This is a genomic window from Halomonas sp. HK25 (genome assembly GCF_047795635.1).
GTDB lineage: Bacteria > Pseudomonadota > Gammaproteobacteria > Pseudomonadales > Halomonadaceae > Halomonas.
This window is the reverse complement of record NZ_CP181044.1, coordinates 674,242-699,198: the sequence shown is the minus strand read 5'-3', so window position 1 is coordinate 699,198 and position 24,957 is coordinate 674,242. Positions and strand designations below refer to the sequence as shown.

Sequence of the window (24,957 nt, the reverse complement as noted above, 5' to 3'; positions counted from 1 at the left end):
CCCAGGCCGACCGAGTCAAGAGCCGTCGGACGGCCTCTTTCCCGGTTTGCCACCGTCAGCCGATGGGACCGTATTGCCACGCTGCAGACGGTCGATGGCCGTTCCTCCCCGTCGGGACAGGTCCGCCAGGCGATCGATCTGGGCGTCCAGCCGGGGGAGCGCCTCCTGGCGATAGCGTGACAGGTCATCGATGGCCCCCATCACGTCCTCGAACGCCTGCTCGAGGGCCGGCATGTCCAGCATCGCCGAGGAAGCACGCTGCTGGATCTCCACCCCCTGCTGACGCAGAACGCGGGCGGTACCGCCGATCATCGCCGAGGTGGTGGTATTGAGGGCCTCGACACGGTCCAGCACCAGCCGCTGGTTGGCCATGGCCAGGGCTACGGTCACCGCTACCGTCAGGGCCGAGACGGTGACGTTGATGGCACGATCGACGCCGCGTATGAGCTCGCGGTTGTTGCGGATGACCACTTCGAGCGCCAGCACTCCCTGCTGGCTGACCGTCAGCTGCTGCTGAAGATCGACGACGCGCTGACGCAACGGGAAGAGCAGCTCCTCCTCGAGAAAGCCTCGCTGGGGGTCCGCCTCGTCTCGCCGCGCAATCGCCTCCTGCAGGCGCCTGTCGATCAGCCGACCCAGGGTGACCTGACGCGCCAACTGGCCCAGGATCTCGCCCAGCGCGGTCTGATCGTCGCTCAGTGTCAGATTGTCGCGACGCAGCATGTCGCGCCCCGCCTCCAGGTCGCCGATGATTGCATCCAGCGCCTCCTGGGCATTCTCGAACTTGCGAAAATATCGCTGCAGACGGCTGCCGACGCCGGGAATCAGCGCCAGCACCCGGTCCAGCGGGCCCGGCGAGAGCCGGTGACGGCCGGGATCAAGACGGTGCATGCGCTCGCGCAGCTCGACCAGCGACTTCGCCACCGCACCACCTTCATCGCCTTGGTGGGCCAGCTGGCGCAGGGGAGTGTCCAGCATGGCGCTGCGATGAGCGGCCTGCTGCTGCAGTTCCAGCCCCATCTCGTCGACGGCACGTCGCTGGCGTGCCAGCGATCCCTCGTCGCCCCCGCGGATCACCTCCGCCACGAACTCATCGGCCATGGCGGCCAGGGTGGTATCGTCATCCGGGACCTCGCCGTTGCCCTCCACGGCGGTACTCTCCTCGGCTGTCGTCGTGCCCAGCTCGCGGGCGATCTCCTCCAGCGGCGGCAACGTCAAGCGGGGTTCACCTGCGGATTCCTGATTCATAAGCACCTCTCGAGACGTGAAACACCCTCAGCCACTGACCGGGGGGATCGAGCCAGCCTGCCCTCCTCTCACCCGCTGCCACGCCCGTAGCGATCGGCCCCCTCGACGAAGCGACGCAGCTCGTCGAGCGCTCGGTCGGTGGTCAAGGATGCCTGGGGACGCCCCGTCTCGATACGCGCCATGGCCACGGCCGTATCGTCGAGCACCGTCAGCGCTGATTCGTTGCGCGCGGCGAACTCGCCCAGCCGGTGCTCGGTCTCTTCGACCAGTTCCAGGCGCCGCACCAGGGCAGCCCGCTCTTCCTCACCCACCCGCTTGCCATCGGCGGCCAGGCGACGCCGCACGAAATCGGCATCCACGCTGGCCACTCCGCGGGCCTGGGAGGCCATGGCGTTGAGGGTGTCTACCGCACCGAGACAGACCTCAGCCACCAGGCCTCGCGCCCGTTCGAAAGCCAGCTCGCCGCTGTCGAAGCGGCCACTCAGCACAGCCAGCACATGGCGATAGCGGCTGTACAGGCGGTCGGCCTGAACGGCCAGGTCGGGACGGCCCGCATCGAGAAGGCTCTGTTTGGCTCGGCACATGGCCAGTACCAGGCTGTCGGCGTCCGCCGGCGGACGTGCCGGGTCGAGAACGGCCACGCCGGTTTCATGGGCCTCACGCGCCTGGCGACTCCGGCGTTGCCGGCTCTCGGCCTCCCGCTGCGCCTGCAGGCGCCGCTCTCGCCGCTGACGCAGCCAGCCACGCAGGCGTCGCTCCAGGGGCAATGCCAGAGGGATGGCGACGATGCCCGCCAGCCACCCCGGCAGGCTCGGCCCGAAGCCTCCCCACAGCGAGGTCAGCCACATCAGCATGCTGATAAAGGGCACCACCAGGCTGTAACGAACCACGACCTGCCAGCGGGAGGGTGATTCGAAGGGCACGGCCAGACGAGGGTTGGCCAGCCCCACCAACAGCCAAGGCAGGCAGGTCATGAAGAGACCATAAGAAAAACCCTGCAAGAATCCCAACATGGGGATCGGTATCCTTCATCCGGCGGGGAGAGCTTCGAGTGTAGAGCAACCGGTCGTTCAAGACGACCGCCAGAGAGGCGACGATCGACGTCAGCCACGGGAGAACTAGAGCAGCAGGGTCAACAGCAGCGCCACCCCGCCGACCACCAGCGCCACGATCACGGCGATATCCACCAGACGGTCGAGCCAGCGATCGAGCTTGGCACCGCCGAACAGGCAAATGTCGCGACGAGGCTGGCGCCGTCTAGTGGCCCCGCGGCGCGGGCCGCGGGCGGTGGGCATGGGCGACATGGTCGAAGTCCGTTTTCACCATTTCCATGAGCTTACGACCTGCGCCGCCGCCAGACCAGTGGCGGCGGCGCAGGCCGGGCTGCGCTACATGCCTTCGCGGCGATTGATGCGGCGGTTGACCACATTGGGCGCCCGACGCAGTCGCTCCTCCTCGCCCAGCAGTTCGGCCTCGAAGGCATCGGCGCCCACCGGGGTCTCGCCGTGGCGACGATAGGGCTGGGTGAGCATCGCCTTGCGGTCGGCGCGTAGCTCGCGCACCAGCACGACCACCATGCCATAGAGGATGAAGGTGAAGGGCAGCGCCGCCAGCACCGAGGCCGACTCAAGGCCGCCGGCGGCGATCAACGTCAGGCAGATGGCGGCGATCAGCAGGCCCCAGATCACCCGCTTGTAGAGCGGCGGGGTGATGGAGCCGTTATCGGTCATCTGGGCCACGGTGTAGGAGGCCGAGTCCGCCGAGGTCACCAGGAAAAGGATTATCATGGCGGTGTGCTTGACTCCCCAGCAGCCTTTCGGCCTGGACAGCGATGCGGCACGGCCGGACTCGGGAGATTGAACGGCGGCCGGCAGGCCCCCATGGTAGGCTTCATCAGCAGGCTAACATTCTGGAGGAACCATGCCCCGTCTCGCCGACACCCCCCTCTCCGTTCTCGACCTGGCCCCGATCCGCGAGGGTGGCAGTGCGGCGGACAGCTTCCGTGAGAGCGTCGCCCTGGCGCAGTTGACCGAGCGGCTGGGCTACACCCGCTACTGGCTCGCCGAGCACCACAGCATCGAGGGCATCGCCAGCGCCGCCACCGCCGTACTGATCGGCCATGTGGCCGGCGCCACCCAACGCATCCGGGTGGGCAGCGGCGGTATCATGCTGCCCAACCACCCGCCGCTGGTGATCGCCGAGCAGTTCGGCACCCTGGAGACCCTCTACCCCGGACGCATCGACCTGGGGCTGGGGCGCGCACCGGGTTCCGACGGCGCCACCATGGCCGCCATGCGGCGGGACCCCTATGCCGGCGTCGAGGACTTCCCCCAGCGCCTGGAGGAGCTGCAGGGTTTCCTTGGCGACGAGCAGCCCGGCCAACGGGTGCGCGCGGTGCCCGGCCAGGGCACGAAGGTACCGATCTGGCTGCTCGGCTCCAGCGGCTACAGCGCCCAGCTGGCCGCCCGTCTCGGACTGCCCTTCGCCTTTGCCGCCCAATTCGCCCCGGGCTACCTGTTCGAGGCGCTGCGCCTCTATCGTGACAACTTCCGCCCTTCCGCGGTGCTCGAGCGCCCCCACGCCATGGTCGGCCTGCCGGTGATCGCCGCCGAAAACGACGCCATCGCCGAGTACCTGGCCACCACCGCCCGACAGAAGTTCCTGGGCATGATCCGCGGCCAGCGTACCTGCGCGAAGCCGCCGGTGGAGCACCTGGAGATGTCGCCCATGGAGGAGAGGCAACTGCAGCAGTTCCTGGGCGCCGCCATCGTCGGCGGCCCAGAGACCGTTCGCGAGGGGCTTGCGGCCATCCTGGAGCAGACCGGCGCCGACGAGTTGATGCTCAACACCGATGTCTTCTCCCTGGAGGACCGCCTGAAGAGCTACGAGATAATCGCCGAGGTCTGGCGCGCATGACCCAGGACGACGCCGCGCGGCCGGGGCTTGGTCACCTGATCGAGGGCTTCCGGCGCATGGCCCCGCTGTCGCTGTTCGTCATCGTCTTCGGGCTGGCCTTCGGGGTCGCGGCCCTTCAGCAGGGGCTCTCCGGCCTGGAGACGCTGATGATGAGCGGCCTGGTGTTCGCCGGGGCCGCCCAGTTCGCCACCCTCGAACTATGGGGCGACACCATCCCGCTGGTGCCGCTGGTGGCCATCACCCTGGCGATCAATGCCCGCCACCTGCTGATGGGCGCCGCCTTCTACCCCCACCTGCGTGAGCTGCCCGCCGGCCGGCGCTACGCCAGCCTGATCCTGCTCAGCGATGCCAACTGGGCCATGGCCATGAGTGGCGGCACCACGGCGTCGCGCCTGGGTATCCTGGTCGGCGGCGGCCTCGCCCTCTGGACCACCTGGATGATCGGCACCGGCCTGGGCGTGGCTTTCGGCAGCGGCATCGGTGAGCCCGAACGCTTCGGGTTGGACGCCATCATGGGCTGCTTCCTGCTGGCCATGCTGGTGGGTGACAAGCGCGACCTCTGGGTGCTGTTGCCCTGGGGCGCCGCAGCCATCGCGGCCCTGGCGGCGATGGCCTGGCTCCCGCCCAACGCCCATGTGATCGTCGGCGCCCTGGCCGGCGGCCTGGTGGGCCTGCTGCTACCTCCCGCCCGCCAGGAGGCGAGCCCATGACCCTGACGGCCGCGAATGGCGGCGTGCTGCTGGCCATCCTGATCATGGGGCTGACCACCTACCTGACCCGTGCCGGTGGGGTGTTCGTGATGGCCCGGGTGCCCATCGGCCCGCGCGTCGAGCGCTTCATCAACGCCATGGCCGGCTCGGTGCTGGTGGCGGTGATCACCCCCATGGCCGTGAACGGCGACGGCGGCGCCCGGATGGCACTGATCGCCACGGCGGCAGTGATGCTGGCGCTGCGCAAGCCGCTGCCGGCCATCACCGCCGGCATCCTCACCGCCGCGCTGTGGCGCCTGGTCGCATCCTGATCCATCCTCGGAACGAAGCTCCCCGCCCGCTTTCCAAGTGGCAGTCGCTTCATGCGCTCCATTTCCTGCGGCGCCGCGCGTCGCCCCAACGGAGAGATCGATGACCGATTCTCGAGGCCCCCAGCGGGATCCCCACCGCGATCAGCGAGACAATCCCGCCTGGCGCGCCGCCCAGGCGTGGCAACAACGGGCCCGACAGACCCAGGGGAGCGGCCTGCTCGGCAGCCTGAAGATGTTGCTGGCCTGGCTGCTGTTCGGCGCCATGATGATCATTGCCATGGTGCTGGGGCTGTTCTTCCTGCTGCTCGGCTGGGCTCTAATGCCGCTGCTGCGCTACCGGCTCAAGAAGCGCATGGAGAAGATGCGCGCCGACCAGGCCGAGGACGTGGGCGGCGGCTCTCATGCGCATCAGGCACACTATCGCGAGACCCGCTACCGCGAGACGCACAGCACCGATGGCAACTACCGCGAACAGCAGGTGCTGGAGGGCGATTTTGAAGTCAAGGGCGAAAAGGTCAAGGGCGATGACCCCAAGGACAGTGAGCCACGCCGCGACTGACCCCCGGTCTCAGCCTGGCTGGCGCATCACCGCGTCCAGGGCGGCGCGATAGCCCTGGCTGCCGAGCCCGGCGATCACACCGTCGGCGCGCAGCGAGACATAGGAGTGGTGACGGAAGCTCTCGCGCTTGTGAACGTTGGAGAGGTGGACCTCGATCACTCGGCCCTCGAAGGCATTGAGGGCATCGAGGATCGCCACCGAGGTGTGGGTATAGGCCGCGGGGTTGATGATGATGGCCACCGTGCCGTCCAACCGCGCCGCCTGGATCCAGTCGATCAGCTGCCCCTCGTGGTTACTCTGCCGGCAGGCGACCTCCCACCCCTCCAGCGCTGCCCTCTCGTAGAGGGCGTTGTTGATGTCCTCGAGAGTCTCGTGGCCGTAGATCTCCGGCTGCCGAGTGCCCAGCAGGTTGAGGTTGGGGCCGTGCAGTACCAGTACCTTGCGCTGACTCATCCGTCAGTCTCCCACACCGTATAATCCGAGTTTTCAAGAGAGCAGCTAACGAGCCTCCCCTTGATCAGAGGATTGTGTGTCGCTGACTCGAGGGTTGCAAGGCAGGCAACCGGCGCCACTCCCGAGCCCCGCGAGGGAAAAACCGCGGCTCGCGACCCGGAAACAGCCTCTCGACACAGCCTCTCAATAGTGAAAAATCCAATCTGGTCAGATTGCCCCCTGCACCCGCTGTGAATTCATCCCTGCCCTGCCGACAATGCGGGTCAGCAAGGCGACAGCGGAACCTCGTAATGCCTGGCCTTCATACCCAGGAGCAAGGAGTGACCCGTAGCGCCCAGACCGGCCTCCTGGAGCAGGGGTCAGACTTAGACATGGCATTTCGCCATGCCTTCACCTTCAACAAATCCAATAGGTGACCCGATGGACAAGACACGCTTAGCAGGAAAGAACTGCCTGATTACCGGCGCCGCACGTGGCATGGGCGCTGCCGTCGCCGAGCACTATGCCGCGCAGGGCGCGAATGTCTGTGTTGCCGATCTCAACATCGAAGGATGTGAAGAGGTCGTCAAGCGCATCAACGACAGAGATGGCGGCAAGGCCATCGCGGTCAAGCTCAACGTGACCGAGAGAGATCAGGTGAAGGCGGCCGTCCAGGCCACCGTCGACGCCTTCGGCAGCCTGAACGTCATGGTCAATAACGCCGGCATCAACAAACCGCTGATGTTTCTCGATATCACCGAGGATAACTGGCACCAGATCATGGACGTCAATGCCCTGGGCTGCCTGCTCGGCATGCAGGAAGCCGCCAAGCAGATGATCGCGCAGGGCAAGGAGAACGGTCCCTACAAGATTCTCAATGTGGGCTCAATCCTCTCGCGCCAGGCCTTCGACGATGTGGTGCCCTATTCCTGCAGCAAGCACGCCGTACTCGCCATGATCAACGGTGGCGCCAAGGCACTGGTCGACCACAATATTACCGTCAACGGCTACGGACCCGGTGTGGTGCGCACAGAGCTTTGGGAGCAGCTTGACAAGGATCTGGTCAGCATCGGCAAGTTCGACAAGCAGGGCCAGTCCATGGACGAGCTCGCCGAGAAGATGATCCTGATGAAGCGCTATTCGTACCCGGAAGATGTGGTCGGCACCGCCTCCTTCCTGGCCAGCGCGGAATCGGATTACATGACCGGCCAGCTGCTGATGATCGATGGCGGCATGATCATGCAGTGATACCAGCAGCAACCCGGGGGATGGATCAGTAGTATCCCCTGTCGCGCATCATCCGATCGGCCCTGTCCTGCGCCATGGACAGGGCCTTCTTGATGGAGCGGCGCCCATCGAGCACCTCGAAGATCTCGTTCCCGGCGATGGTGATCAGATCGGTGATGCCCGGCACCGGGGGGCGCGGCCAGGACTGCAAGAGATCCTTTCTCGCCATCTCATCGACGATTTGAATCAGCGGCGACAGCGCCGTGACCTCCGGGTCCTGGCTGACGCTGAACCGTGACGTGACCAGGCTGCCATTCAGGATATAGAGTTTGGACATGCTCCTGCACGTCAGGTGACGCATGGCTGCCCAGGCCGCCTCCACGCGGTCTTCCGAAAGATTCGCAGGAATGGCCAGGGAATAACCGCCGATGGGAACGAAGGGTCGACCATGATTGCCGACGGTGTGGGGAAGGTAGCCGGTATTCTGCCAGGCCGGTGATTTCTTGTTGAGCTCGAACAGTGGCATGAGCGAGGTGTAGCAATAGGCCATGCTGACCTCACCCGCCGCATAACACCTGGCGCGCTCGTACCAGGACATCTGGAGAATATTGGGAGGCGAGTACTTCAATATGTCCAGCAAATATTCGCAGGCACGAAAGGCGGCATCCGAGAGGAACATGGGGCGAAGCTGATCCCCTGTCGCACCCTCGAACGCATAGCCTCCTTCTATGCGCTGAAGGTTGATGAGTGGCTGACCGAATTTCGCCATCAGGAAGGCAAAGGTATGCCCCAAGGGCGTTCCTCTGGCCGCATTCCAGGCGATGCCATAGAGCCCCTTTCCGGGATCGTGAAGCACCCTGGCCACCCTGATCAGCTGCTCCGTGGTCGTCGGGGGCATCAGACCGGCGCTTTCCAGGATGTCCTTGCGGTAGCACAGTAGCTCCGGTGTGGTCTGTACCGGTATACCGTACTGCTTTCCTGCATAGCGAGAACTCTGGATGGCCACAGGGTGGAAGTCGGATATATCGTACCCATCTCGTTCAATGAAGGGGTCCAGGGGCAACAGCATATCCTGTGACGCCAACTCACCGAACCAGGGAAGGTTGCAGGTAATGATGTCATAGTGAGAATGAGCAAAACGCGAGTTGGCAAGAATCTCCTCGCGCAGGCTGTCGAGCGACTTCGCCTTGTTCTTGATGTCCACCCCGAAGATGACTTCGAGCTGACGCTTGAGGTTATGCATCGCCATGAAGGTGGGATCGGCATGCATCAGGACCCGAAGCCCTCCCTTGAGATGAAGCCGTTGAGACAGAACAGCGGGCGGCGCTATCACATCAGGCGACTGATAGGGTTCATCCAGGATAATCTGGCTGGTCGAGCCGGGTTTCGGGTCCAGCCCAATGGTATCTCCCAACAAGGCCTTGATCCGATTTGCAAAATTCCCCCACTCCTCGATCAGGGCGCGAGAAGGATGCAGCGAGACCGTCTTTCCCGACTTCGTCCGGGGGCGGGAAAGGATCAGCCCCCGCTTGATGATGCTCTCGATTCCTCGCTTGGCCGTGCCATAGGAGAGACCGGAGGCATCCGCCAGCGAGGTGGGAGTGGTGAGGCGGCCGGCCAGGTGATTGCGCATGACGTGAATCATCATGCGCAGTTCCCGATACCCCTGCGTCATGGAGAGGGACTGTTCGGTTACATCCTCGAATTTCTCGATAAAATCCAGAAAGCGAGCGAACTCGGTGCTGGAGAGTTTCGGCATCGGGGTCTCGGATAGTTCATCGAAGGGCCCCTCGGGTTGCAGCTCGTGCAGCTGATCGTTCATACCCGCCTCGGCAGTGAAGCGACTGGAGAGATTCACGATAGCGTCATGCCCCGTCATTGGGCAACCACACGAGATCCCCCCGGGTCAACGGATGCCATCGAGTATCAAGCGGATTCCCAGCAGGATCAGCAGGGTCAGGATGATCCTGAAGAACAGCTCTCCATTGATCCGTTTCTGGATCACCAGGCCGAGGCGCACCCCCAACCAGGCTACCGGGATCAGCAATAGCGCAATGCTGAGGTTCTCGACATTCAGCAGCCCGAGCATGCCGTAGGGCACCAGCTTGACCAGGTTGGTGGCGGCCAGGAAGACCACCGCGGTCGCGAGAAACTGCTCACTGGTGAGCCGGCGCTGCAGCAGATAGAAGTTGAGTGGCGGCCCCCCGGCATGGGCGATGAAGCTGGTGAAGCCGGCGATACCGCCACTCAGTCCACCGACCCAGGTCGGCATGACCCGCCCGCGGAAGGGCTTGAGCAGCCCCCACAGGCCAAACAGGATCGAGAACCCCCCCAGCAACACCTTAAGCAGGTCCTCATCGAAGCGGCCATAGGTCAGGTAGCCGACCGCCACCCCCAGCACCGCCGGGGGAAACATCAGCCACAGAACGGCCCCCACACGGTGGCGCCACCAGGCCTTGAGGCTGAACACATCCATCACGATCAGCAGCGGCAGCATGACGGCCACGGCGAAGGCCGGGCTGGCCTTCAGCGAGATCAGCGGCACCGCCACCACCCCGACGCCGCCGGCAAAGCCCGATTTCGAGATGCCGGTAATCAGCACGGCGATGATGATCAACACAATGAACTGCCAGTCGTAGACCATGCGGGCCCCTGCTCTCTGACCAGGTACAACAAAAAGGGGCCGTATGGTTAACGGCCCAAGCGGAGTAGACCATGCCCGGATACCCCTCAGCGGGATACCCGGGCATGACCGGCCGGGACGTTAGCCCCGGCAGCTTGCCTCAAAGCAGTTTGCAGACCTCGTCGAACCCGAACCGTTCCTGACGCGGGAACAAGACCGAAGGATCCCCGTAACCGAGATTGCACAGGAAATTACTCTTGATATCGCCATCCGGCCAGAACGCCTCATCCACGGCGGCGTTGTTGAAGCCGGACATCGGGCCGCAATCCAGCCCAACCGCGCGTGCCGCCAGGATGAAATAGCCACCCTGGATGGAGCTGTTCCGGAAGGCCGTGGTATTGATGAAGTCTGTCTTGCCCTCGAAGAGTGACTTGGCATCCTTGTTATGAGAAAACATCCGCGGCAGATGCTCATAGAAATTCGTGTCGTATCCCAAGATAGCGACAACCGGGGATTGCATGGTTTTCTCCTGGTTGCCAGGCATCAGCGCCGGCTTGAGCCGCTCCTTGGCCGCCTGGCTCTTCAGGAAGAGCACGCGAAGGGGCTGGCAGTTCATGGAGGTCGGGCCGAAATGCAGCAGGTCATACAGCTCGCGAAGCTTCTCCTCGCTGACATCCTGGTCTTGCCACACGTTGTGGGTACGCGCCTCGGTGAACAGGGTCTCGACCGCTTTGTTGTCGATGACAGTCATATCGTTTTCCTCTTTCTGGATGGGGGTGTTTGCGGGATGATTGCGTCTTGCGAAGCGACTAGCGGCTTGCCTTGAGGCCGAAGTCGTATGTCAGATGGCGGAAGGGGGCTTCCATCGACCGTCCATCCGGTGCCTGTCCTGGTGGCAGCAGCTCATACTCCTTGACCAGGGAATCCTTGACGCCGAAGACGGCGTCGGAGTCGAGATAGGGGTCGTCCTCGGCGAAGACCTGGGTCACCAGGGTCTCGTAGCCCTCTGCCATCAGCATGAAGTGCACATGGGCGGGCCGGTAAGGATGTCGGCCGGTGATTTCCAGCATCTTGCCGACCGGGCCATCGGTGGGAATCGGATAGGGTGAGGGGGTCACCGTCCAGAAGGCATAGCGCCCCTTGTCATCGGTGGTGAACCTGGCCCGCAGCGAGGCGCTCTCGAGCTCCTTCTGGACGTCGTAGAACCCTTCGCTGTCCGATTGCCAGACATCGACGACGACATTGGCCAGTGGCTCACCGCGCTCGTCGTGCACCCGCCCCTCCACGAAGAAGGGCTCGCCCTCGACGTTCCAGTCGATCGACTCGCCCTGGGCGGCCTCGGGCGGGTCGGCCACATAGAAGGGGCCCAGCACGGTGCTTTCGGAGATCATGGGATCCGATGTCTGGTGATTGATGGCATCGACCAGCATCGTCACGCCCAGGGTGTCGGAGAGCAGGATGAACTCCTGGCGCTTGTCGTCGCACATCTGCCCGGTCCGGGTCAGGAAGTCGATGGCTTGAGTCCACTCATCTTCGGAGGGTTCCACCTCCCGCAGGAAGCCGTGCAGATGGACCACCAGGCTGTTCAAGATCTCCTTGAGGCGCTCGTCGCGGCAGCCAGCGAACTGCTCGATCACGGCATCCGTGATGTTCTCGGCATTCAGGTTTCGCATGTCGTCATCCCCTGGCGCCGGAGGCGCCCTCGATGGCCGGCAACCCGCAAAGGCGCTCGGTGTGTTGGATAGTGGCGATGTAGTCGTCCTCACCGTGCCCCGTGCCGATCAGCGAGCTGTAGGCCTCGCGCATCTGGGCGGCCAGGGGCACGGAGACACCGTCTCCGTGGGCACAGCCGAGGATCAGGTCCAGGTCCTTGGCCATCTGGGCGGCCGAGAAGGTGGACGTGAAGTCGCGATCCTTCAGCGGCTGGGTCTTGTACTTGACCATCGGCGAGCCGACGGCACTGTCGGCCATCAGGTCCAGCATCGCCTCCCAGCCGATGTTGCCCTTGCGGGCCATCGCCAGGGCCTCGCCCATCATGCCGGCGCTCACCGCGATCATCAGGTTGATCGCCAGCTTGGCGTAGCGTGCCTGCTCCTCGTCACCGAGCCAGTACTGGGCCTTGGTGAAGGTATTCATCACCGGCACGGCATCATCCAGGGCCTCGCGCGGGCCTGAGACCATGGCCGACAAGGTGCCGGACTCGGCGGCGACGGGATTCCCCGACACCGGGCTGCGCAGATAGGCGATGCCCCTCGCCTCGGCGGCCGCGGCCACCCTGGCGGATGCCTCGATGCTGACGGTGCTGGTCTCGATCAGCACGCTGCCCGGGGCCATCGCCTCGATCAGCCCACCCGGCCCCAGGGTCAGGCCCAGCAGCGCCCGGTCATCGGGGATCGAGACGAAGACCAGGCGGCACGCCTCGGTCGCTGCCGCCAGGTCCTGGTGGGGAGTGATGCCATCCTGCTCGGCCAGTGCCATCCGCTCGGCGCTGAGGTCGAATCCCTGGACGGGGTACCCCCCCGCGGCGATCCGCGCTGCCATGGGCAGGCCCAGCTTGCCGAGGCCGATCCAGGCTACCTTGTCCGACGTGGTCATTGGGCTTGTCGTGGTCATTGGGCTGTCTCCCCTTGTGCTCGGGACGCGTGTTCCCGTGACATCAATTCGGCATAGATCCGCTGACCGGAGGCGTCGAGGTGCCTGACACCCTCCGCCACATCGGCCAGCAGCCTGCCGTTTCGCTTGTGGAACTCCCCCGCCACCATGACGCTGTCGACATTGGCGAGGCTCGCCTGCATGACCACGGTCGAGACCGGATCACTGACCGGCTGCATGTTCAGCAGGCCGCTATCCAGCAGCACGATGTCGGCCTGCTTGCCCGGCGTCAGGCTGCCGATTCGGGCCTCAAGGCCCAGGGCGCGAGCCCCGTCGACGGTGATCCACTCCAGCGCCTCGCGGGTGCGGATGGTCGAGGTGTCGGGGATGGTGCCCTGCTCGCGCCGCGAGGCATCGTTGTCCAGTGACCGCTGCATGCCCAGCGCCATGCGGGCGACGCAGAACATGTCACCGGAGATCACCGACTCGAGATCCACCCCCAGGGAGACGACACCGCCGTGACGGCGAACGTGGCCGGTGATCGGGAAGCCGTGCCCCTGGGTCATCTCGTTTTCCGGGGCGATGGAGAAGGTCACGCCCTGCTCGCAGAAACGCGCCAGCTGCCCGTCGTCCAGGCTCTGCCCGTGCACGATGTTGATGTCCGGCCCCAGCAGTCCACGCTGCTCGATCACGTCCCACCCACCGGGGCTCACGGCCTCGCCGCCGCCCTGGTGCATCGAGGCGACCAGGCCGAACTCCTTGGCCAGCGCGAAGTCCTGGAGACTGACCTCGAGGGTGGAGTAGTGGGGACCCAGGATGGCCAGTCCCAGGGTGACGCGCCCCTCGGGGTCGGCGAGCTCACCTTCGAGCAGCCGCTCGACCTCGCTGCGTGGATGCGGGATCTCGCTGAAGTGCGGCTGGCCCGGCTTGGGATCCGGCTTGGGCGAGCCGTGGAAGAACAGCGCCCGGATGCCGGACTCCTTGAGCCCGCGCACCGCCGCATCAGTATGCGCGGGGGTGGGGTTGTTGTGGCACCAGTCACCCAGGGTGGTGGTGCCACAGTTGAGCTGGTTGAGTGCCCCCATGCGGGTGGCAATATGGATGTCGTCGGGGGTGAAGAGCGCCGCCAGGCCGCGGTGGACGTGGCGAAAGTACTCGAGCAGCGTCCAGTTGGCGGCGACGCCGCGCAGGGCGGTCTGCCAGGTATGCAGATGGGCGTTGACCAGCCCGGGGATCAGGATGCCGCCCCGGCAGTCGACCACCTCGGCCCCCTCCGACGGCAGGTCATGTCCTACGGCCAGGATCCGGTCGTCTTCCACCAGCACCTGGCCATCGCGCAGGTCGCCGAGCTCGGGATCCATGGTGATCACGGTGGCATGGGTCAGCAGGGTCTTCATGGTTGTGCTCCCTCCTCGCTGGCAGGCCGGCGACCGACCAGGGCATGGCTCAGCAGTCGATGGATGCCCTGGGCCTCGACCTCGCGAGGATTCCAGTAGGGGTTTCGGGTGGCGATCTCGGTGGCGCGCTCCACATCCCCCGGCTTGAGGCCGATCTCCTCGAGCGCCGTGGGCGCGCCGACCGCCCGAGCCAGGTCGAAGAGACCGGCGGCGGGGTCCTCGCAGCCCAGGGCCCGGGCGATACGCGACATCGCCTCGGGGGCCGCCGCGGCGTTGTAGGCCACCGCATGGGGCAGCACGATGGTGTGGGTCTCGGCATGGGGCAGGTCGAAGGAGCCACCCAGGGTGTGGCAGAGCTTGTGGTGCAGCGACATGCCCACCGAGCCCAGACAGGTTCCGCACAGCCAGGCGCCATACAGGGCGTCAGAGCGCGCCACGGTGTTGGCCGGGTCGGCGGCAATCACCGGCAGGCTTCGGGCCAGCGCCGCGATGCCCTCCTCGGCCATCAGCGAGATCACCGGATTGCGGTCGCGGGCATAGAGCGCCTCCACCGCATGGGCAATGGCATTGATGCCGCTGGTGCCGGACATTCCCGCGGGCAGCGAGAGGGTCAGGTCGACGTCGTAGATCACCGTTTCGGGCAGCACGTCCAGGGTGCGCTGGGTGGTCTTGATGCCGTCGCGCGTCTCGCCGAGGATCGGCGTCATCTCGGAGCCGGCATAGGTGGTGGGGATGACCACCTGGGGCAGGCCGGTGCGCAGCGCGATGGCCTTGCCCAGGCCGATGGTCGAACCACCACCGATGGCCACGGTGCAGTCGACCCCCAGCTCCTCGACTACCCGCATGGCACGCTCGGTCACCTCGACCGGCGTGTGCATGGCCGCCTCGGCATACAGGCCAACCCCGCGCTCTCCGAGTTGCTGCAGCACCGCGCGCGCCTGTTCCTGCTGCTGGGGGGTGGCCAGCACCAGGGCCCGGCGGCACCCAAGCTGTTCGATTTCCCCAGCGAGGCACGACAGGGTCCCCTGCCCGAATACCACACGAGATGGCAGGCCATGATAGACAAAGGGTTGCATGTATCTGTCCTCAGACGTTGAAGATGCATGTCGGCGCCCCGCTGGGCGCCGCGATGGCGACAAACCCGCCTAGCCGGTTGCTACCGCCGGAGATGGCTTGCCCATTCCGGTAATCGCCTGCACTAGCTCGTCCTCGCTGACACTGTCGCCGTCGAACTCGGCGGTGACTCGGCCGTCGTACATGGCGATGATGCGGTTGCTCAGGCCTAGCACTTCCGGCATCTCCGATGAGATCACCAGCACCGCGTAGCCCGACTTGGCGAGATCCTTGACCAGGGCGTGAATCTCCGCCTTGGAACCCACATCGATCCCGCGGGTCGGCTCGTCGAGGATCAGCAGCTTGGGATGGGTATGCAGCCACTTGCCGATGACGATCTTCTGCTGGTTGCCGCCACTCAGGTTGCCGACCTTCTGGCGCCAGCTGGGCGTCTTGATCTTCATCGCCTGGTGGTACTTGTCGTAGACGCTGCGCTCGGCCGAGCCCTGCATGAAGCCCATCGATGAGACGGTGCTCAGCCCGGCCATGGTCATGTTGTCGCGGCAATTCATGCCCAGGATCAGCCCCTGGTCCTTGCGATCCTCCGGGACCAGGGCGATACCCGCGGCCACGGCGTCGTGGGTGTTGCGAAAGTTGACCACCTCGCCATCCAGCACCACCTCACCCGCCAGGGGCGTGCGTAGCCCGAAGATGGTCTCAGCCACCTCGGAGCGTCCCGCCCCAACCAGGCCATACATGCCGACGATCTCGCCCTTGCGGACGTAGAAGCTGACATCCTCGAAGATCCGCTTCACCGTGAGGCTGCGCAGTTCGAGCATGTTCTCGCCGAATTCGGTGGGCTTGCTGGCATGGTCGAGTTCGAGGCTGCGGCCGATCATCATCCGCGTGACCTCGTCCTCGTTGGTATCGCAGGTATTGACCGTGCCGGTGTACTCACCATCGCGCAGCACCGAGATGCGATGTGACAGGTAAAATATTTCATCCATGCGGTGCGATATGTAGACGATCCCCACCCCCTGTTCGCAGAGCGAGTGGATCACGTCGTAGAGCACCGGCTTCTCATGGTCGGTCAGCGACGCAGTGGGCTCGTCGAACACCACCACGCGGGGGGTGAAGACCAGGGCACGCGCGATCTCTACCATCTGTTTCTTGGCGATCGACAGCGAGCCCACCAGGTCATCGTGATGGAAGCTGCACTTGAGGGTCTCGAGGATCCTGTTGGTGTCCTCGCGCAGCTTGCGCCAGTCGACTCGGTTGCCCCACTTCTTCGGCAGGCTGCCGAGGAAGATGTTCTCGGCCACGGTCATCTCCGGCACCAGCGACTGCTCCTGGTGGATCAGCACGACCCCGGCCCGCTTGGCATGCTTGGGATTCTCGAAGGCCACCTCCTCGCCACCGAGCACGATCGTCCCCTCATTGGCCTGATGCTTGCCGGCCAGTACCTTCATCAGGGTGGACTTGCCCGCGCCGTTCTCGCCGAGCAGGGCATGGACCTCACCGGGTCGGACATCGAAGTCAACCTTGTTGAGTGCCACCACCCCGGGAAAGCGCTTGGTGATGCCTTCGAGCTTGAGTACCGGTTCGGCGTCGATCGGTTGACGGCCAGCACTGGCTTGGACGGAAGTCATATCCGCACCTCCTTGGTCGACGGCACATTGAGTTTCTTGTCGATGATCAGCACCGAGATCAGGATCACGCCGAGGACGACCAGCACGTAAAAGGCCGGTACCTGCATCAGGTTCATGCCGTTGCGCAGGATGCCGATGGCCAATACGCCGCCGAGCGTGCCGACAATGCTGCCGTAGCCGCCGGTGAGCTTGGTGCCGCCGAGCACCACCGCGGTGATGGTCCACAGCTCGTAGTCACGCCCGAGGTTGGGGGTGGCCGCGCCCATCTGGCTGGCCAGCAGCACACCGGCCAGGGCGGCAAAGAAGCCGACGATGATGAAGTTGATCGTCATGTGGCGACCGAGTCGGATACCGGCGTCGATGGAGGCTTCCGGGTTACCCCCCACGGCGAAGGTGTTGCGGCCGTGGCCGGTGCGGGTCAGCACCAGGTGCATCACCAGAGTACAGAGCAGGAAGATGATCGCCAGAACCGGGAACGGCCCGATGGTGCTGGCGCCGAAGTCGGCAAAGGCGAAGTTCATCGAGTAGAAGGACTGCTCGCCGGTGTAGAGGAAAATCAACCCGCGGATACCCAGCATGGCGCCGAGCGTGACGATGAAGGCGTTGACCCCGGTCTTCCACACCACCAGGCCATTGATCGCACCGAGCAGCATGCCGGACGCCAGCGCCGCGATGATCGCAATGGTCAGTCCGTAGTCCTGAAGCCCCACCGCCAGTGAAGCCGCCAACCCGAGAATCGCGCCCACCGACAGGTCGATGTTGCCGTTAATCATCACCAGGGTCATGCCCAAGGCGATCAGGCCGATGGTCGAGGTCTGGATCAGAATATTGGTGATGTTTCCCAGCGACAGGAAGTACTCCGACATGAAGCTGAAGAAGATGAAGATGGCGATGACGAAGAGCCAGATCGGCTGGATAGCCGTCTTGCCGCGGAAGAACCCTTTAATTGAAATCATGCGTGATGCCTCCGCGTCATGAGTGGGTCGTCAGCAAGCGCTTGCGCTTGTTGGCGAGGTCCAGCCAGACGGCCAGGATGATGATGACCCAGGTCACGATCCACTGGGTGTAGTAGGGGTAGCCCATCAGCAGCAGGCCGTTCTGGATGAACCCCAGGATCAGCACGCCGATCACCGTCTTCCAGATGCTGCCGGCGCCGCCGAGCAGGCTGGTGCCACCCAGGATGATGCCGGCGAGTACCAGCAGCTCGTAGCCCTGGCCCACATTGTTCTGAGAACCCATGACCCGAGAGCCGAGCACCAACGCGGCACAGGCCACGCAGAAGGCGGAGATCAGGTAGGTGCTGAACACGACCCAGTTCTTGCGAATACCGGAGTAGACGGCTGCCATGGGGTTGCCACCGACGGCGAAGATACGCCGACCGTAGCCGGTACGGGACATGACAATCTGCACCACAATGGCCAATAGCCCGAATAGCAGGATCGGCACCGCAATACCTGCCACGAATCCGCGACCGAAGAAGGCGAACCAGGTACCGTCCTGATTGGCGATATCCACGTTCTGTCCACCGCTGTAGATCAACACCAACCCCTGGATGATGGAGAGCATGGCCAGCGTCACGATCAAGGAGTTGAGGCGCATCAGGCCGATCAGAAAGCCATTCACAGCGCCGAGAAGCAAGGTGAAGGCAAACATCACCAGGATGGCATTCATCGGACCGATCTTGTCATGCAGATCCACCACCAGCACGGTGGCGAACGACAGCATCGAGCCAACGGAAAGGTCCAGGTTTCCGCCGATGATGACGACCGTCACCCCGACGGCGATGATGCCGATGATCGAGGCCTGTCGAACGACGGTCATGATGTTCGACTGGGAGAGGAACTGCTCGGAAAATAACGAGAAGACGAACATGCTTAGGAGAAAGAACACCAGGATACCCTGAGCGGAGAGAAAGCTTAGAACTCCCGCGCGGCTGATTCTTCCCTTCAATAACGGTTGTTTCGCTTGTTCTGCAGAAGCCATACTAATCACCTGTCGTGGTATGGCCTTGCGCAAGGAGTTACTGCGCCCAGGCCAGTCCTGAGGCCCGGAGCATTCGTCGCTGACGCGAACCATGCCCGGGCAGCACACCGTGACGTCAGAAGACCGGACGGTCGAACTCTTCCAGGTTATCGGCAGTGATCTTCGGGGTCTCGAAGAAGTTCATCTTCGGCACTTCCTCGCCGGCCAGCACATCCAGAGCTGTCTGCAGAGCCGCCTCGGCATCATCCACCGGAGACTGGTAGATAGAACCGTAGTACTCGCCGCGCTCGATGGCGTCATAGCCCACGGCGAAGTTGGTGGCGCCGATGAACACGATCTCTTCTAACCGTTCTGCACCCTTGGCGGCATTCAGGGCGCCAACACCCATGTTGTCGTCACCGGAATAGACGCCGTCGATACGATCATACTTGGTCAGGAAGTCCTCCATGACGCGCTGGGCGCGTTCTCGGTTCCAATTTCCCGGCTGGGTTTCCATCAGTTCGACATCCGGACAGAGTTCGGCAAGACGCTCCTCGAAGCCCACTGACCGTTCCATGGCCGTCGTGTAGCCCGGCTGACCGGAAATCTGTACGATCTGGCCCTCACCATCCAGGGCATCGCACATCATCTCGGCCGATGAGATGCCTTGCTGGACGTTGTCCGGCCCGGAAAAGGCGGCGATGAAATCAAGTCCTGCTTCGGCAATCTTGGAGTTGGTCACAACCACCGGTATGCCCGCATTGTGGGCCTGACGAATGGCCGGAATCACCGCCTGGCCATTGGTCGGCCAGATGATGATGGCGTCCACACGCTGCTGGACCAGGTCCTGCATCTGGCCGATCTGGCGCGCCACATCGCCCCCGGCGTCCAGCACTACGAGGTCGATATTACCGGCAGCCTCCGCGGCTTCCACGAAGGCTCTTTCATAGGTCGTCTGGTAGCTGTCGACGCCGACGTTATTCTGGGTGATGCCGATTCGATAGGTCGTGTCGGCGTGAGCGATACCCGAGGAAAGGAGAAGGACACTGGTCACTAGCGCTGTCTTGTGGAACATCTCGTCACCTGTTGTTGTAATAACTTGTTGTAATGGCAATCTGGCGTTGCTTGGCTGACATGACTGCTGCCTGTCAGAGTGAATGCAGCTTATGGGCTGGGAAGAGTGCGCGGCAACGGCGCCATGAGAGAGAAATATCCATTCTGGTTATTTCTCCCATGACGGCTCGGCGGCGGGCACCAACGAAAAAGCCCCGGCCGTCTCGACGGCCGGGGCACATATCACGGTAGGGGGCGGCAGCACAGGGGTGGCGGGTGGCCTCACCCTCCGCGGGTCAAGCCGCCGGCGGCTCCAGCAGCCGCTGCCAGGCCTCGATTACCACCCGGCGGTGGTCCTGGAAGGCGTCGTTGCTGCCCCGGGCGGGCTCGCGGGTCAGCGAGGTGCGATGGGCGGTGCTGCGCAGGGCCAGGTAGGCATCGCGCAGCCGCTGGCACTCCCGGGCCGGGAGGCGCTCGGTGGCCTCCAGGGTCTCGAGGAGGCGCATGTTGTCGCTCCACTGCAGCAGCTCGGGGGTCTCATGCCCCATGGCCAGCACCGCGTACTGGCAGAGGAACTCGATGTCGACCATGCCGCCCGGGTCGTGTTTGAGGTCGAACTCCCCCGCCCCGCTTTTTCCGCCCAGGTGGTCGCGCATCTTGTGGCGCATCTTGACCACTTCCTCGCGCAGCGCCTCGACGTCGCGCTCACGGCCGAGGTTCTCGGCCCGGATGGCGTCGAAGCCCTTGGCCAGGCGCTCGTGGCCAGCCACCACCCGGGCCCGCACCAGCGCCTGGTGCTCCCAGGTCCAGGCCTCTCGGCGCTGGTAATCGGCGAAGGCCGTCAGCGAACTGACCAGCAGCCCCGAGTTGCCGGAGGGGCGCAGGCGCATGTCTACCTCGTAGAGAGTGCCGGCGGGCGTCACCGCGGTGAGCAGATGGATAATGCGCTGCCCCAGGCGGGTGAAGAAGACGGCGTTGTCCAGCGGGCGCTTGCCGTCGGTGCTGCCCTGAGTGGCGCCGTCGTGAATGAACACCAGATCGAGGTCCGAGCCGTAGCCCAGCTCGATGCCGCCCAGCTTGCCGTAGCCGACCACCAGGAAGGCCGGCTCCGCCCCGGCCCGGCCGCCATCGGCCAGCTCCGGGACGCCGTGCTTGCGGGTCAGGTGCTTCCAGGCCATGGCCAGCACGGCCTCGAGGATCACCTCGGCGATGTAGGTAAGGTAATCACTCACCTTCATCAGATGGCGGGTGCCGGCGATGTCCGATGCGGCCACGTGCAGCACCTGGGCGTGCTTGAAGACCCGCAGCGCCTCGAGCTGGGCCTCCTCGTCCTCCTCGGGAAGGCGTGCCAGGGCCTGGCGCAGCTCGTCGGCGAGCCGCGCCTTGTCGGCGGGGGTGTAGAGGGTCTCCGGGGTCAGCAGCTCATCGAGCAGGATCGGATAGCGGGCCAGCTGCTCGGCGATCCAGGGGCTCGCCGAGCAGAGCGTCATCAGATGGCCCAGGGCATCGGGATTCTCGCGCAGCAGCGCCAGGTAGGCGGTGCGCCGCAGCACCGACTCGACCAGCGGCAGCACGCGCTCGAGAGCGGTGTCCGGCGACTCGCTGTCGACCACGGCGTCAAGCAGCATCGGCATCAGCGCCTCCAGCCGCTCGAAGCCGATGCGCTGCATCCCCTGCACCTGGCGCGAGTGGTAGAGCCCGTGCAGCCGTCGGATCGCCGCTGCGGGGTCGTCGAAGCCGGCCTCCTCAAGAAGCTCGGCCGCCTCCTCTTCATCGAGCTCACCGCGCCACAGCGCCCGCCACTGTTCCAGGGCGATGCCGCCGACGACTTCCTGAGACGCCTCCTCCATCTCCTCTTCGGGGTCGGCGATCACCGCATCGAAGTGCTGGCGGACCTGGGCGCGCACCTCGTCGAGCCTGGCCATCAGCGCCGGCCAGTCCTCCATGTCCAACGCCAGGGCGACACGCTCGCGGTCGAGGTCGTCGTCGGGCAGGCTCTGAGTCTGGCGATCCTCCAGGGCCTGCAGGGCGTGTTCGAGATCGCGCAGGAAGACGTAGTCAGGCGTCAGCTCATCGACCACCTCGGCGGGCAGCAGGCCCAGCGCCGGCAGCCGCTCAAGCGCGGTCTTCAGCGAGGTCACCTGCAGCTCGGTGTCGCGGCCGCCGCGGATCAGCTGGAAGGCCTGCACCACGAATTCCACCTCGCGGATGCCGCCGGGGCCGAGCTTGATATTACCCTCCATGCCCTTGCGGCGCACTTCGCGGTTGATCATCGCCTTGAGCTCGCGCAGCGACTCGATGGCGCCGAAGTCCAGGTAGCGTCGATAGACGAAGGGGCGCAGGCTGGCCAGCAGTTCGGCGCCGGCACCCAGGTCGCCGGCCACGGGGCGCGCCTTGAGCATGGCATAGCGCTCCCACTCGCGCCCCTGGTCCTGGTAGTAGCCGGCCAGGGACGAGAAGCTGCCCACCAGGGGGCCGCCGTCGCCCAGCGGGCGCAGGCGCATGTCGACCCGGAAGGCGAAGCCGTCGGCGGTCACCGCGTCCAGGGCACCGATCAGCCGCTGCCCCAACTTGGTGAAATACTCTTGATGCTCCAAGGACTTGCGCCCCCCTTCGGTCTCACCCTTCTCGGGGAAGGCGAAGATAAGGTCGATGTCGGAAGAGAGGTTGAGCTCGCCGGCGCCGAGCTTGCCCATGCCCAGCACCACCAGGCGCTGCTCACTGCCGTCGAGGCGCAGGGCGGGCCGGCCCCAGCGCGGTTCCAGGAAGCGCTCCAGCCAGCCCAGGGCACATTCCAGACAGGTCTCGGCCAGTCGCGACACCGCCGCCGTGGTGGCCCACATGTCGATGCCCTCGGGGCGGGTGAGATCGCGCCACACGATGCCGGTCATCCGTGCGCGGCGAAAGCGACGAATGACAGCCTGCATGGCGGCCTCATCCTCGGCCGACTCCAGGCGCTCCTCGAGCCAGCTGCGCAGGGTCTCGGCGTCGGGGGTAGCGTCCAGCTCACCGCTGGCATCAAGATGGAGCAGCCACTCCGGGTAGCGCACCAGGGTCTCGGCCACGAATTCGGAGATCACCAGCACCCGGGCCAGCTGCTCACGGCGCGATACGGAGAGCCCCAACCAGTCTTCCAGCGGCGACTCCCGGCCCGTCATGTCGGCCAGGTGGCCGGCCTGGGCCAGAGCCTCGACCAGCCGCTCACGACTGCGCGCAAGCGGTGCCTTGAGGGGCTCGGGAATGTCGATCAACGGCAGGAAATCATCGGGCAGCGGCATGGGTCTCTCGCATCGGGGTGGCGAATGCCTCCAGCATAGCGAAGCCGGGCCCCAACTGGCACCTGCCGCGACTCACGGATCAGCCGAGCAGCTTCTGACCGGCCATCAGCAGCCAGGTCAGCCCGGCCAGGGCCAGCGATACCATCACCGCGGCGGAGCCCAGGTCCTTGGCGCGGCCGGAGAGCTCGTGGTGCTCGGGGCCGATGCGGTCCACCACGCTCTCGATGGCGCTATTGACCAGCTCCACCACCAGCACCAGCAGGCAGCTGCCTACCAGCAGTATCCACTCCACCGGACCCTGGCCGATCCACCAGGCCAGCGGCAGCAGCAAGACGCAGAGTGCCAGTTCCTGACGAAAGGCTGACTCGTGCCGCCAGGCGGCCTTGAGCCCCTCGAGGGAGTAGCGGGTGGAGTGCACCAGGTGCCGCCAGCCGGTATGTCCGGGTTTCATCGCGAGTTCCTCAGGGTGGAAGCCAGGCCGTTCAATGGGAATCGATCATCCGCTCGAGGTCCACGGCCAGCGGGTCCAGAACCTCCGACCAGCTCAGGTAGGGGGTGCTGCCGGTGCCGTTTACCAGCGCGGTGAACACACCCCAGCGGCCGCTGCGGGTGCGGAAATAACCGCTCACTGCCCGCACCGCCACCGGCTGGTTGAGGGTGCCGGTCTTGATCATGACGTGATGCTGGAAGGTGGATGAGCCCCGGCGGATGAAGCGCATCACGCCATTGCCGGGAGACTGAAGGGTGGCCACGAAGCTCGGAAACAGTGACGGGCGATGGAACATGCTCGCCAACAACGCGTTGGCGCCCCTCGCCGAGGTGCGGTTCTCGGTGGTCAACCCGCTGCCGCTGAAGAGGGTCACCGGGCCGTGGTCGGGAATACCCGCCACGAACTGCTCAATCGCCAGCCCGCCCAGGCGCAAGTCCGCGCGGGGGGTCTCGACAAGGTTCAGCGCCAGGATATCGGCCATGAAGTTGTTGGAGTAGTTCATCACCCGCAGCAGCAGCTCCTGCAGCGGCTTGCCCTCCACTTCTGCCAGGGCGCGGGCGCCGGCGGGGGGCTCGGCCAGCGTGATATCGGCCCCGCCGCGCACCGCAATGCCCGCCTGGTCGAGCATCGCCAGCAGGGTCATGGCCATCTGGTCGGCGGGGTCAGAGCTCGCCCGATAGATGTCCCGGGGGCGCGCGTTCGTTGAGATCTGGCCGCTCAACACCATGACGTCATGGTCGTCGCGGGTGACCCGCTCGGCGCGCAGCTCGGTACCGCTGTTGTCGGGGCGCGTCTCCACCCGGTTGTCGATGCGCAGGATGGCCGCCTGGCTGTCGCATCCGGTCACCCGAGCCGGCTCACCGGGTGCGGCGCCGGGAGACACACTGACACACCAGCTGCCGTAGTTGACCCCGGCCGAGGAGAGCAACGCGCTGTAGGCGTTGGCGGAGCGCTCGCGGGCCTGGCAGCGGTCGGTGGTGATGCACTCAACCGGCCCGAAGCGCCACTGGCTGACCAGTAATCGGCCCTCCACTTCGCGTACGCCGGCCTGGTGCAGCCGCTGCACCAGGCGCCACAGGTCCTCGGTGGTCAGTGCCGGGTCGCCGCCACCGTCGAGGATCAGGTCGCCCGGCAGCACACCATCAGCGTCCGGGCGCGCCGGGCTGACCAGCCGGGTGGTGAAGCGGTGCTGGGGCCCCCAACGGTCCAGGGCCGCCGCCGCCAGGTAGCTCTTGGTCACCGAGGCCGGCGAGAGCTGATGCTCGGGCCCGATGGCACCGAGCACCGTGTCCTCGTTGATCAGGCGCGCCTCGGCGCTGATCAGAAAACCCTTGTCGGACAGGCGGTCCAGCTGGTCGAAGCCCGAGGCCTGGGCGACCACAGGCAGCACACAGAGCGTTAAGAGAAGAAGCTTCGACAAGCGATGACGCATGACAGCACCAGAGGTTGAGTCAGGA

Annotated in this window: 23 protein-coding genes and 1 pseudogene; 5 read left to right on the top strand and 19 right to left on the bottom strand. The window is 65.1% G+C overall.

Translation table 11 applies throughout. The features are described 5' to 3' along the window. Nucleotides 1-15: 15 nt before the first annotated feature. The 4 genes and pseudogenes from ACM26W_RS03380 to ACM26W_RS03365 form a co-directional block, all read right to left on the bottom strand. Nucleotides 16-1,248, bottom strand: a complete 1,233-nt coding sequence (locus ACM26W_RS03380; RefSeq protein WP_416139461.1) for a toxic anion resistance protein — start codon at nucleotides 1,246-1,248, stop codon at nucleotides 16-18. Between the two features lie 68 nt (nucleotides 1,249-1,316). Further along, on the bottom strand, nucleotides 1,317-2,222 hold the full coding sequence (locus tag ACM26W_RS03375; protein ID WP_416139460.1) for a cobyrinic acid a,c-diamide synthase: 906 nt from the start codon (nucleotides 2,220-2,222) through the stop codon (nucleotides 1,317-1,319). Nucleotides 2,223-2,366: 144 nt separating this feature from the next. Beyond that, on the bottom strand, nucleotides 2,367-2,552 hold the full coding sequence (locus ACM26W_RS03370; protein ID WP_416139459.1) for a hypothetical protein: 186 nt from the start codon (nucleotides 2,550-2,552) through the stop codon (nucleotides 2,367-2,369). Nucleotides 2,553-2,636: 84 nt separating this feature from the next. Then, nucleotides 2,637-3,032, bottom strand: a pseudogene (locus ACM26W_RS03365) (BCCT family transporter); the annotation flags it as partial. Between the two features lie 136 nt (nucleotides 3,033-3,168). Here ACM26W_RS03365 and ACM26W_RS03360 point away from each other — a divergent pair. The 4 genes from ACM26W_RS03360 to ACM26W_RS03345 all read left to right on the top strand — a co-directional run bounded on the left by ACM26W_RS03360 (nucleotide 3,169) and on the right by ACM26W_RS03345 (nucleotide 5,744). Beyond that, nucleotides 3,169-4,164 (top strand): LLM class flavin-dependent oxidoreductase, encoded by a 996-nt coding sequence (locus tag ACM26W_RS03360; RefSeq protein WP_416139458.1) that lies wholly within the window; start codon nucleotides 3,169-3,171, stop codon nucleotides 4,162-4,164. Then, nucleotides 4,161-4,874 (top strand): AzlC family ABC transporter permease, encoded by a 714-nt coding sequence (locus tag ACM26W_RS03355; RefSeq protein WP_416139457.1) that lies wholly within the window; start codon nucleotides 4,161-4,163, stop codon nucleotides 4,872-4,874. Before ACM26W_RS03360 ends, ACM26W_RS03355 begins: the two co-directional genes overlap by 4 nt. Then, a complete protein-coding gene (locus ACM26W_RS03350) occupies nucleotides 4,871-5,185 on the top strand; it encodes an AzlD family protein (RefSeq protein ID WP_416139456.1) in 315 nt (104 codons plus the stop codon). The genes ACM26W_RS03355 and ACM26W_RS03350 overlap by 4 nt, the downstream gene beginning before the upstream one ends. 100 nt (nucleotides 5,186-5,285) lie before the next feature. Further along, on the top strand, nucleotides 5,286-5,744 hold the full coding sequence (locus ACM26W_RS03345; RefSeq protein WP_416139455.1) for a hypothetical protein: 459 nt from the start codon (nucleotides 5,286-5,288) through the stop codon (nucleotides 5,742-5,744). Between the two features lie 9 nt (nucleotides 5,745-5,753). Here ACM26W_RS03345 and aroQ read toward each other — a convergent pair whose 3' ends face one another. Beyond that, nucleotides 5,754-6,197: a type II 3-dehydroquinate dehydratase gene (aroQ, locus tag ACM26W_RS03340; protein WP_416139454.1), complete on the bottom strand. Its 444-nt coding sequence runs from the start codon at nucleotides 6,195-6,197 to the stop codon at nucleotides 5,754-5,756. Nucleotides 6,198-6,581: 384 nt separating this feature from the next. Here aroQ and ACM26W_RS03335 point away from each other — a divergent pair, with 384 nt between their 5' ends. Continuing rightward, entirely contained in the window at nucleotides 6,582-7,424 is an 843-nt protein-coding gene (locus ACM26W_RS03335) for an SDR family NAD(P)-dependent oxidoreductase (protein WP_416139453.1), read from the top strand. A 25-nt stretch (nucleotides 7,425-7,449) separates the two neighbouring features. Here ACM26W_RS03335 and ACM26W_RS03330 read toward each other — a convergent pair whose 3' ends face one another. The 14 genes from ACM26W_RS03330 to dacB all read right to left on the bottom strand — a co-directional run bounded on the left by ACM26W_RS03330 (nucleotide 7,450) and on the right by dacB (nucleotide 24,932). After that, the gene (locus ACM26W_RS03330; protein WP_416139452.1) at nucleotides 7,450-9,225 is read right to left on the bottom strand and encodes an ABC transporter substrate-binding protein; all 1,776 of its coding nucleotides are present in this window, start codon (nucleotides 9,223-9,225) and stop codon (nucleotides 7,450-7,452) included. Nucleotides 9,226-9,309: 84 nt separating this feature from the next. Then, nucleotides 9,310-10,047: a sulfite exporter TauE/SafE family protein gene (locus tag ACM26W_RS03325; RefSeq protein ID WP_416139451.1), complete on the bottom strand. Its 738-nt coding sequence runs from the start codon at nucleotides 10,045-10,047 to the stop codon at nucleotides 9,310-9,312. 139 nt (nucleotides 10,048-10,186) lie between these two features. Next, nucleotides 10,187-10,777, bottom strand: a complete 591-nt coding sequence (locus ACM26W_RS03320; RefSeq protein ID WP_416139450.1) for a malonic semialdehyde reductase — start codon at nucleotides 10,775-10,777, stop codon at nucleotides 10,187-10,189. Between the two features lie 58 nt (nucleotides 10,778-10,835). Further along, the gene (locus ACM26W_RS03315) at nucleotides 10,836-11,699 is read right to left on the bottom strand and encodes an intradiol ring-cleavage dioxygenase (RefSeq protein WP_416139449.1); all 864 of its coding nucleotides are present in this window, start codon (nucleotides 11,697-11,699) and stop codon (nucleotides 10,836-10,838) included. A 4-nt stretch (nucleotides 11,700-11,703) separates the two neighbouring features. After that, entirely contained in the window at nucleotides 11,704-12,639 is a 936-nt protein-coding gene (locus ACM26W_RS03310; protein ID WP_416139448.1) for an NAD(P)-dependent oxidoreductase, read from the bottom strand. Then, nucleotides 12,636-14,015: an amidohydrolase family protein gene (locus ACM26W_RS03305; RefSeq protein ID WP_416139447.1), complete on the bottom strand. Its 1,380-nt coding sequence runs from the start codon at nucleotides 14,013-14,015 to the stop codon at nucleotides 12,636-12,638. Before ACM26W_RS03305 ends, ACM26W_RS03310 begins: the two co-directional genes overlap by 4 nt. Beyond that, on the bottom strand, nucleotides 14,012-15,091 hold the full coding sequence (locus ACM26W_RS03300; RefSeq protein ID WP_416139446.1) for a maleylacetate reductase: 1,080 nt from the start codon (nucleotides 15,089-15,091) through the stop codon (nucleotides 14,012-14,014). The genes ACM26W_RS03305 and ACM26W_RS03300 overlap by 4 nt, the downstream gene beginning before the upstream one ends. Before the next feature lie 69 nt (nucleotides 15,092-15,160). Next, nucleotides 15,161-16,717, bottom strand: coding sequence for a sugar ABC transporter ATP-binding protein (locus tag ACM26W_RS03295; protein WP_416139445.1), 1,557 nt, complete (start codon nucleotides 16,715-16,717; stop codon nucleotides 15,161-15,163). Then, nucleotides 16,714-17,673, bottom strand: coding sequence for an ABC transporter permease (locus ACM26W_RS03290; RefSeq protein WP_416139444.1), 960 nt, complete (start codon nucleotides 17,671-17,673; stop codon nucleotides 16,714-16,716). Before ACM26W_RS03290 ends, ACM26W_RS03295 begins: the two co-directional genes overlap by 4 nt. 16 nt (nucleotides 17,674-17,689) lie before the next feature. Then, the gene (locus ACM26W_RS03285) at nucleotides 17,690-18,700 is read right to left on the bottom strand and encodes an ABC transporter permease (RefSeq protein ID WP_416139443.1); all 1,011 of its coding nucleotides are present in this window, start codon (nucleotides 18,698-18,700) and stop codon (nucleotides 17,690-17,692) included. A gap of 115 nt (nucleotides 18,701-18,815) precedes the next feature. Then, nucleotides 18,816-19,754, bottom strand: a complete 939-nt coding sequence (locus ACM26W_RS03280; protein ID WP_416139442.1) for a sugar ABC transporter substrate-binding protein — start codon at nucleotides 19,752-19,754, stop codon at nucleotides 18,816-18,818. Nucleotides 19,755-20,028: 274 nt separating this feature from the next. After that, nucleotides 20,029-23,010 carry a bifunctional [glutamate--ammonia ligase]-adenylyl-L-tyrosine phosphorylase/[glutamate--ammonia-ligase] adenylyltransferase gene (glnE, locus tag ACM26W_RS03275; RefSeq protein ID WP_416139441.1) on the bottom strand — a complete coding sequence of 994 codons (2,982 nt, stop codon included), beginning with the start codon at nucleotides 23,008-23,010 and terminating at the stop codon, nucleotides 20,029-20,031. 79 nt (nucleotides 23,011-23,089) lie between these two features. Further along, on the bottom strand, nucleotides 23,090-23,461 hold the full coding sequence (locus tag ACM26W_RS03270) for a diacylglycerol kinase (protein WP_416139440.1): 372 nt from the start codon (nucleotides 23,459-23,461) through the stop codon (nucleotides 23,090-23,092). Between the two features lie 31 nt (nucleotides 23,462-23,492). Then, nucleotides 23,493-24,932, bottom strand: coding sequence for a D-alanyl-D-alanine carboxypeptidase/D-alanyl-D-alanine-endopeptidase (gene dacB, locus ACM26W_RS03265; protein ID WP_416139439.1), 1,440 nt, complete (start codon nucleotides 24,930-24,932; stop codon nucleotides 23,493-23,495). Between the last annotated feature and the right edge of the window lie 25 nt (nucleotides 24,933-24,957).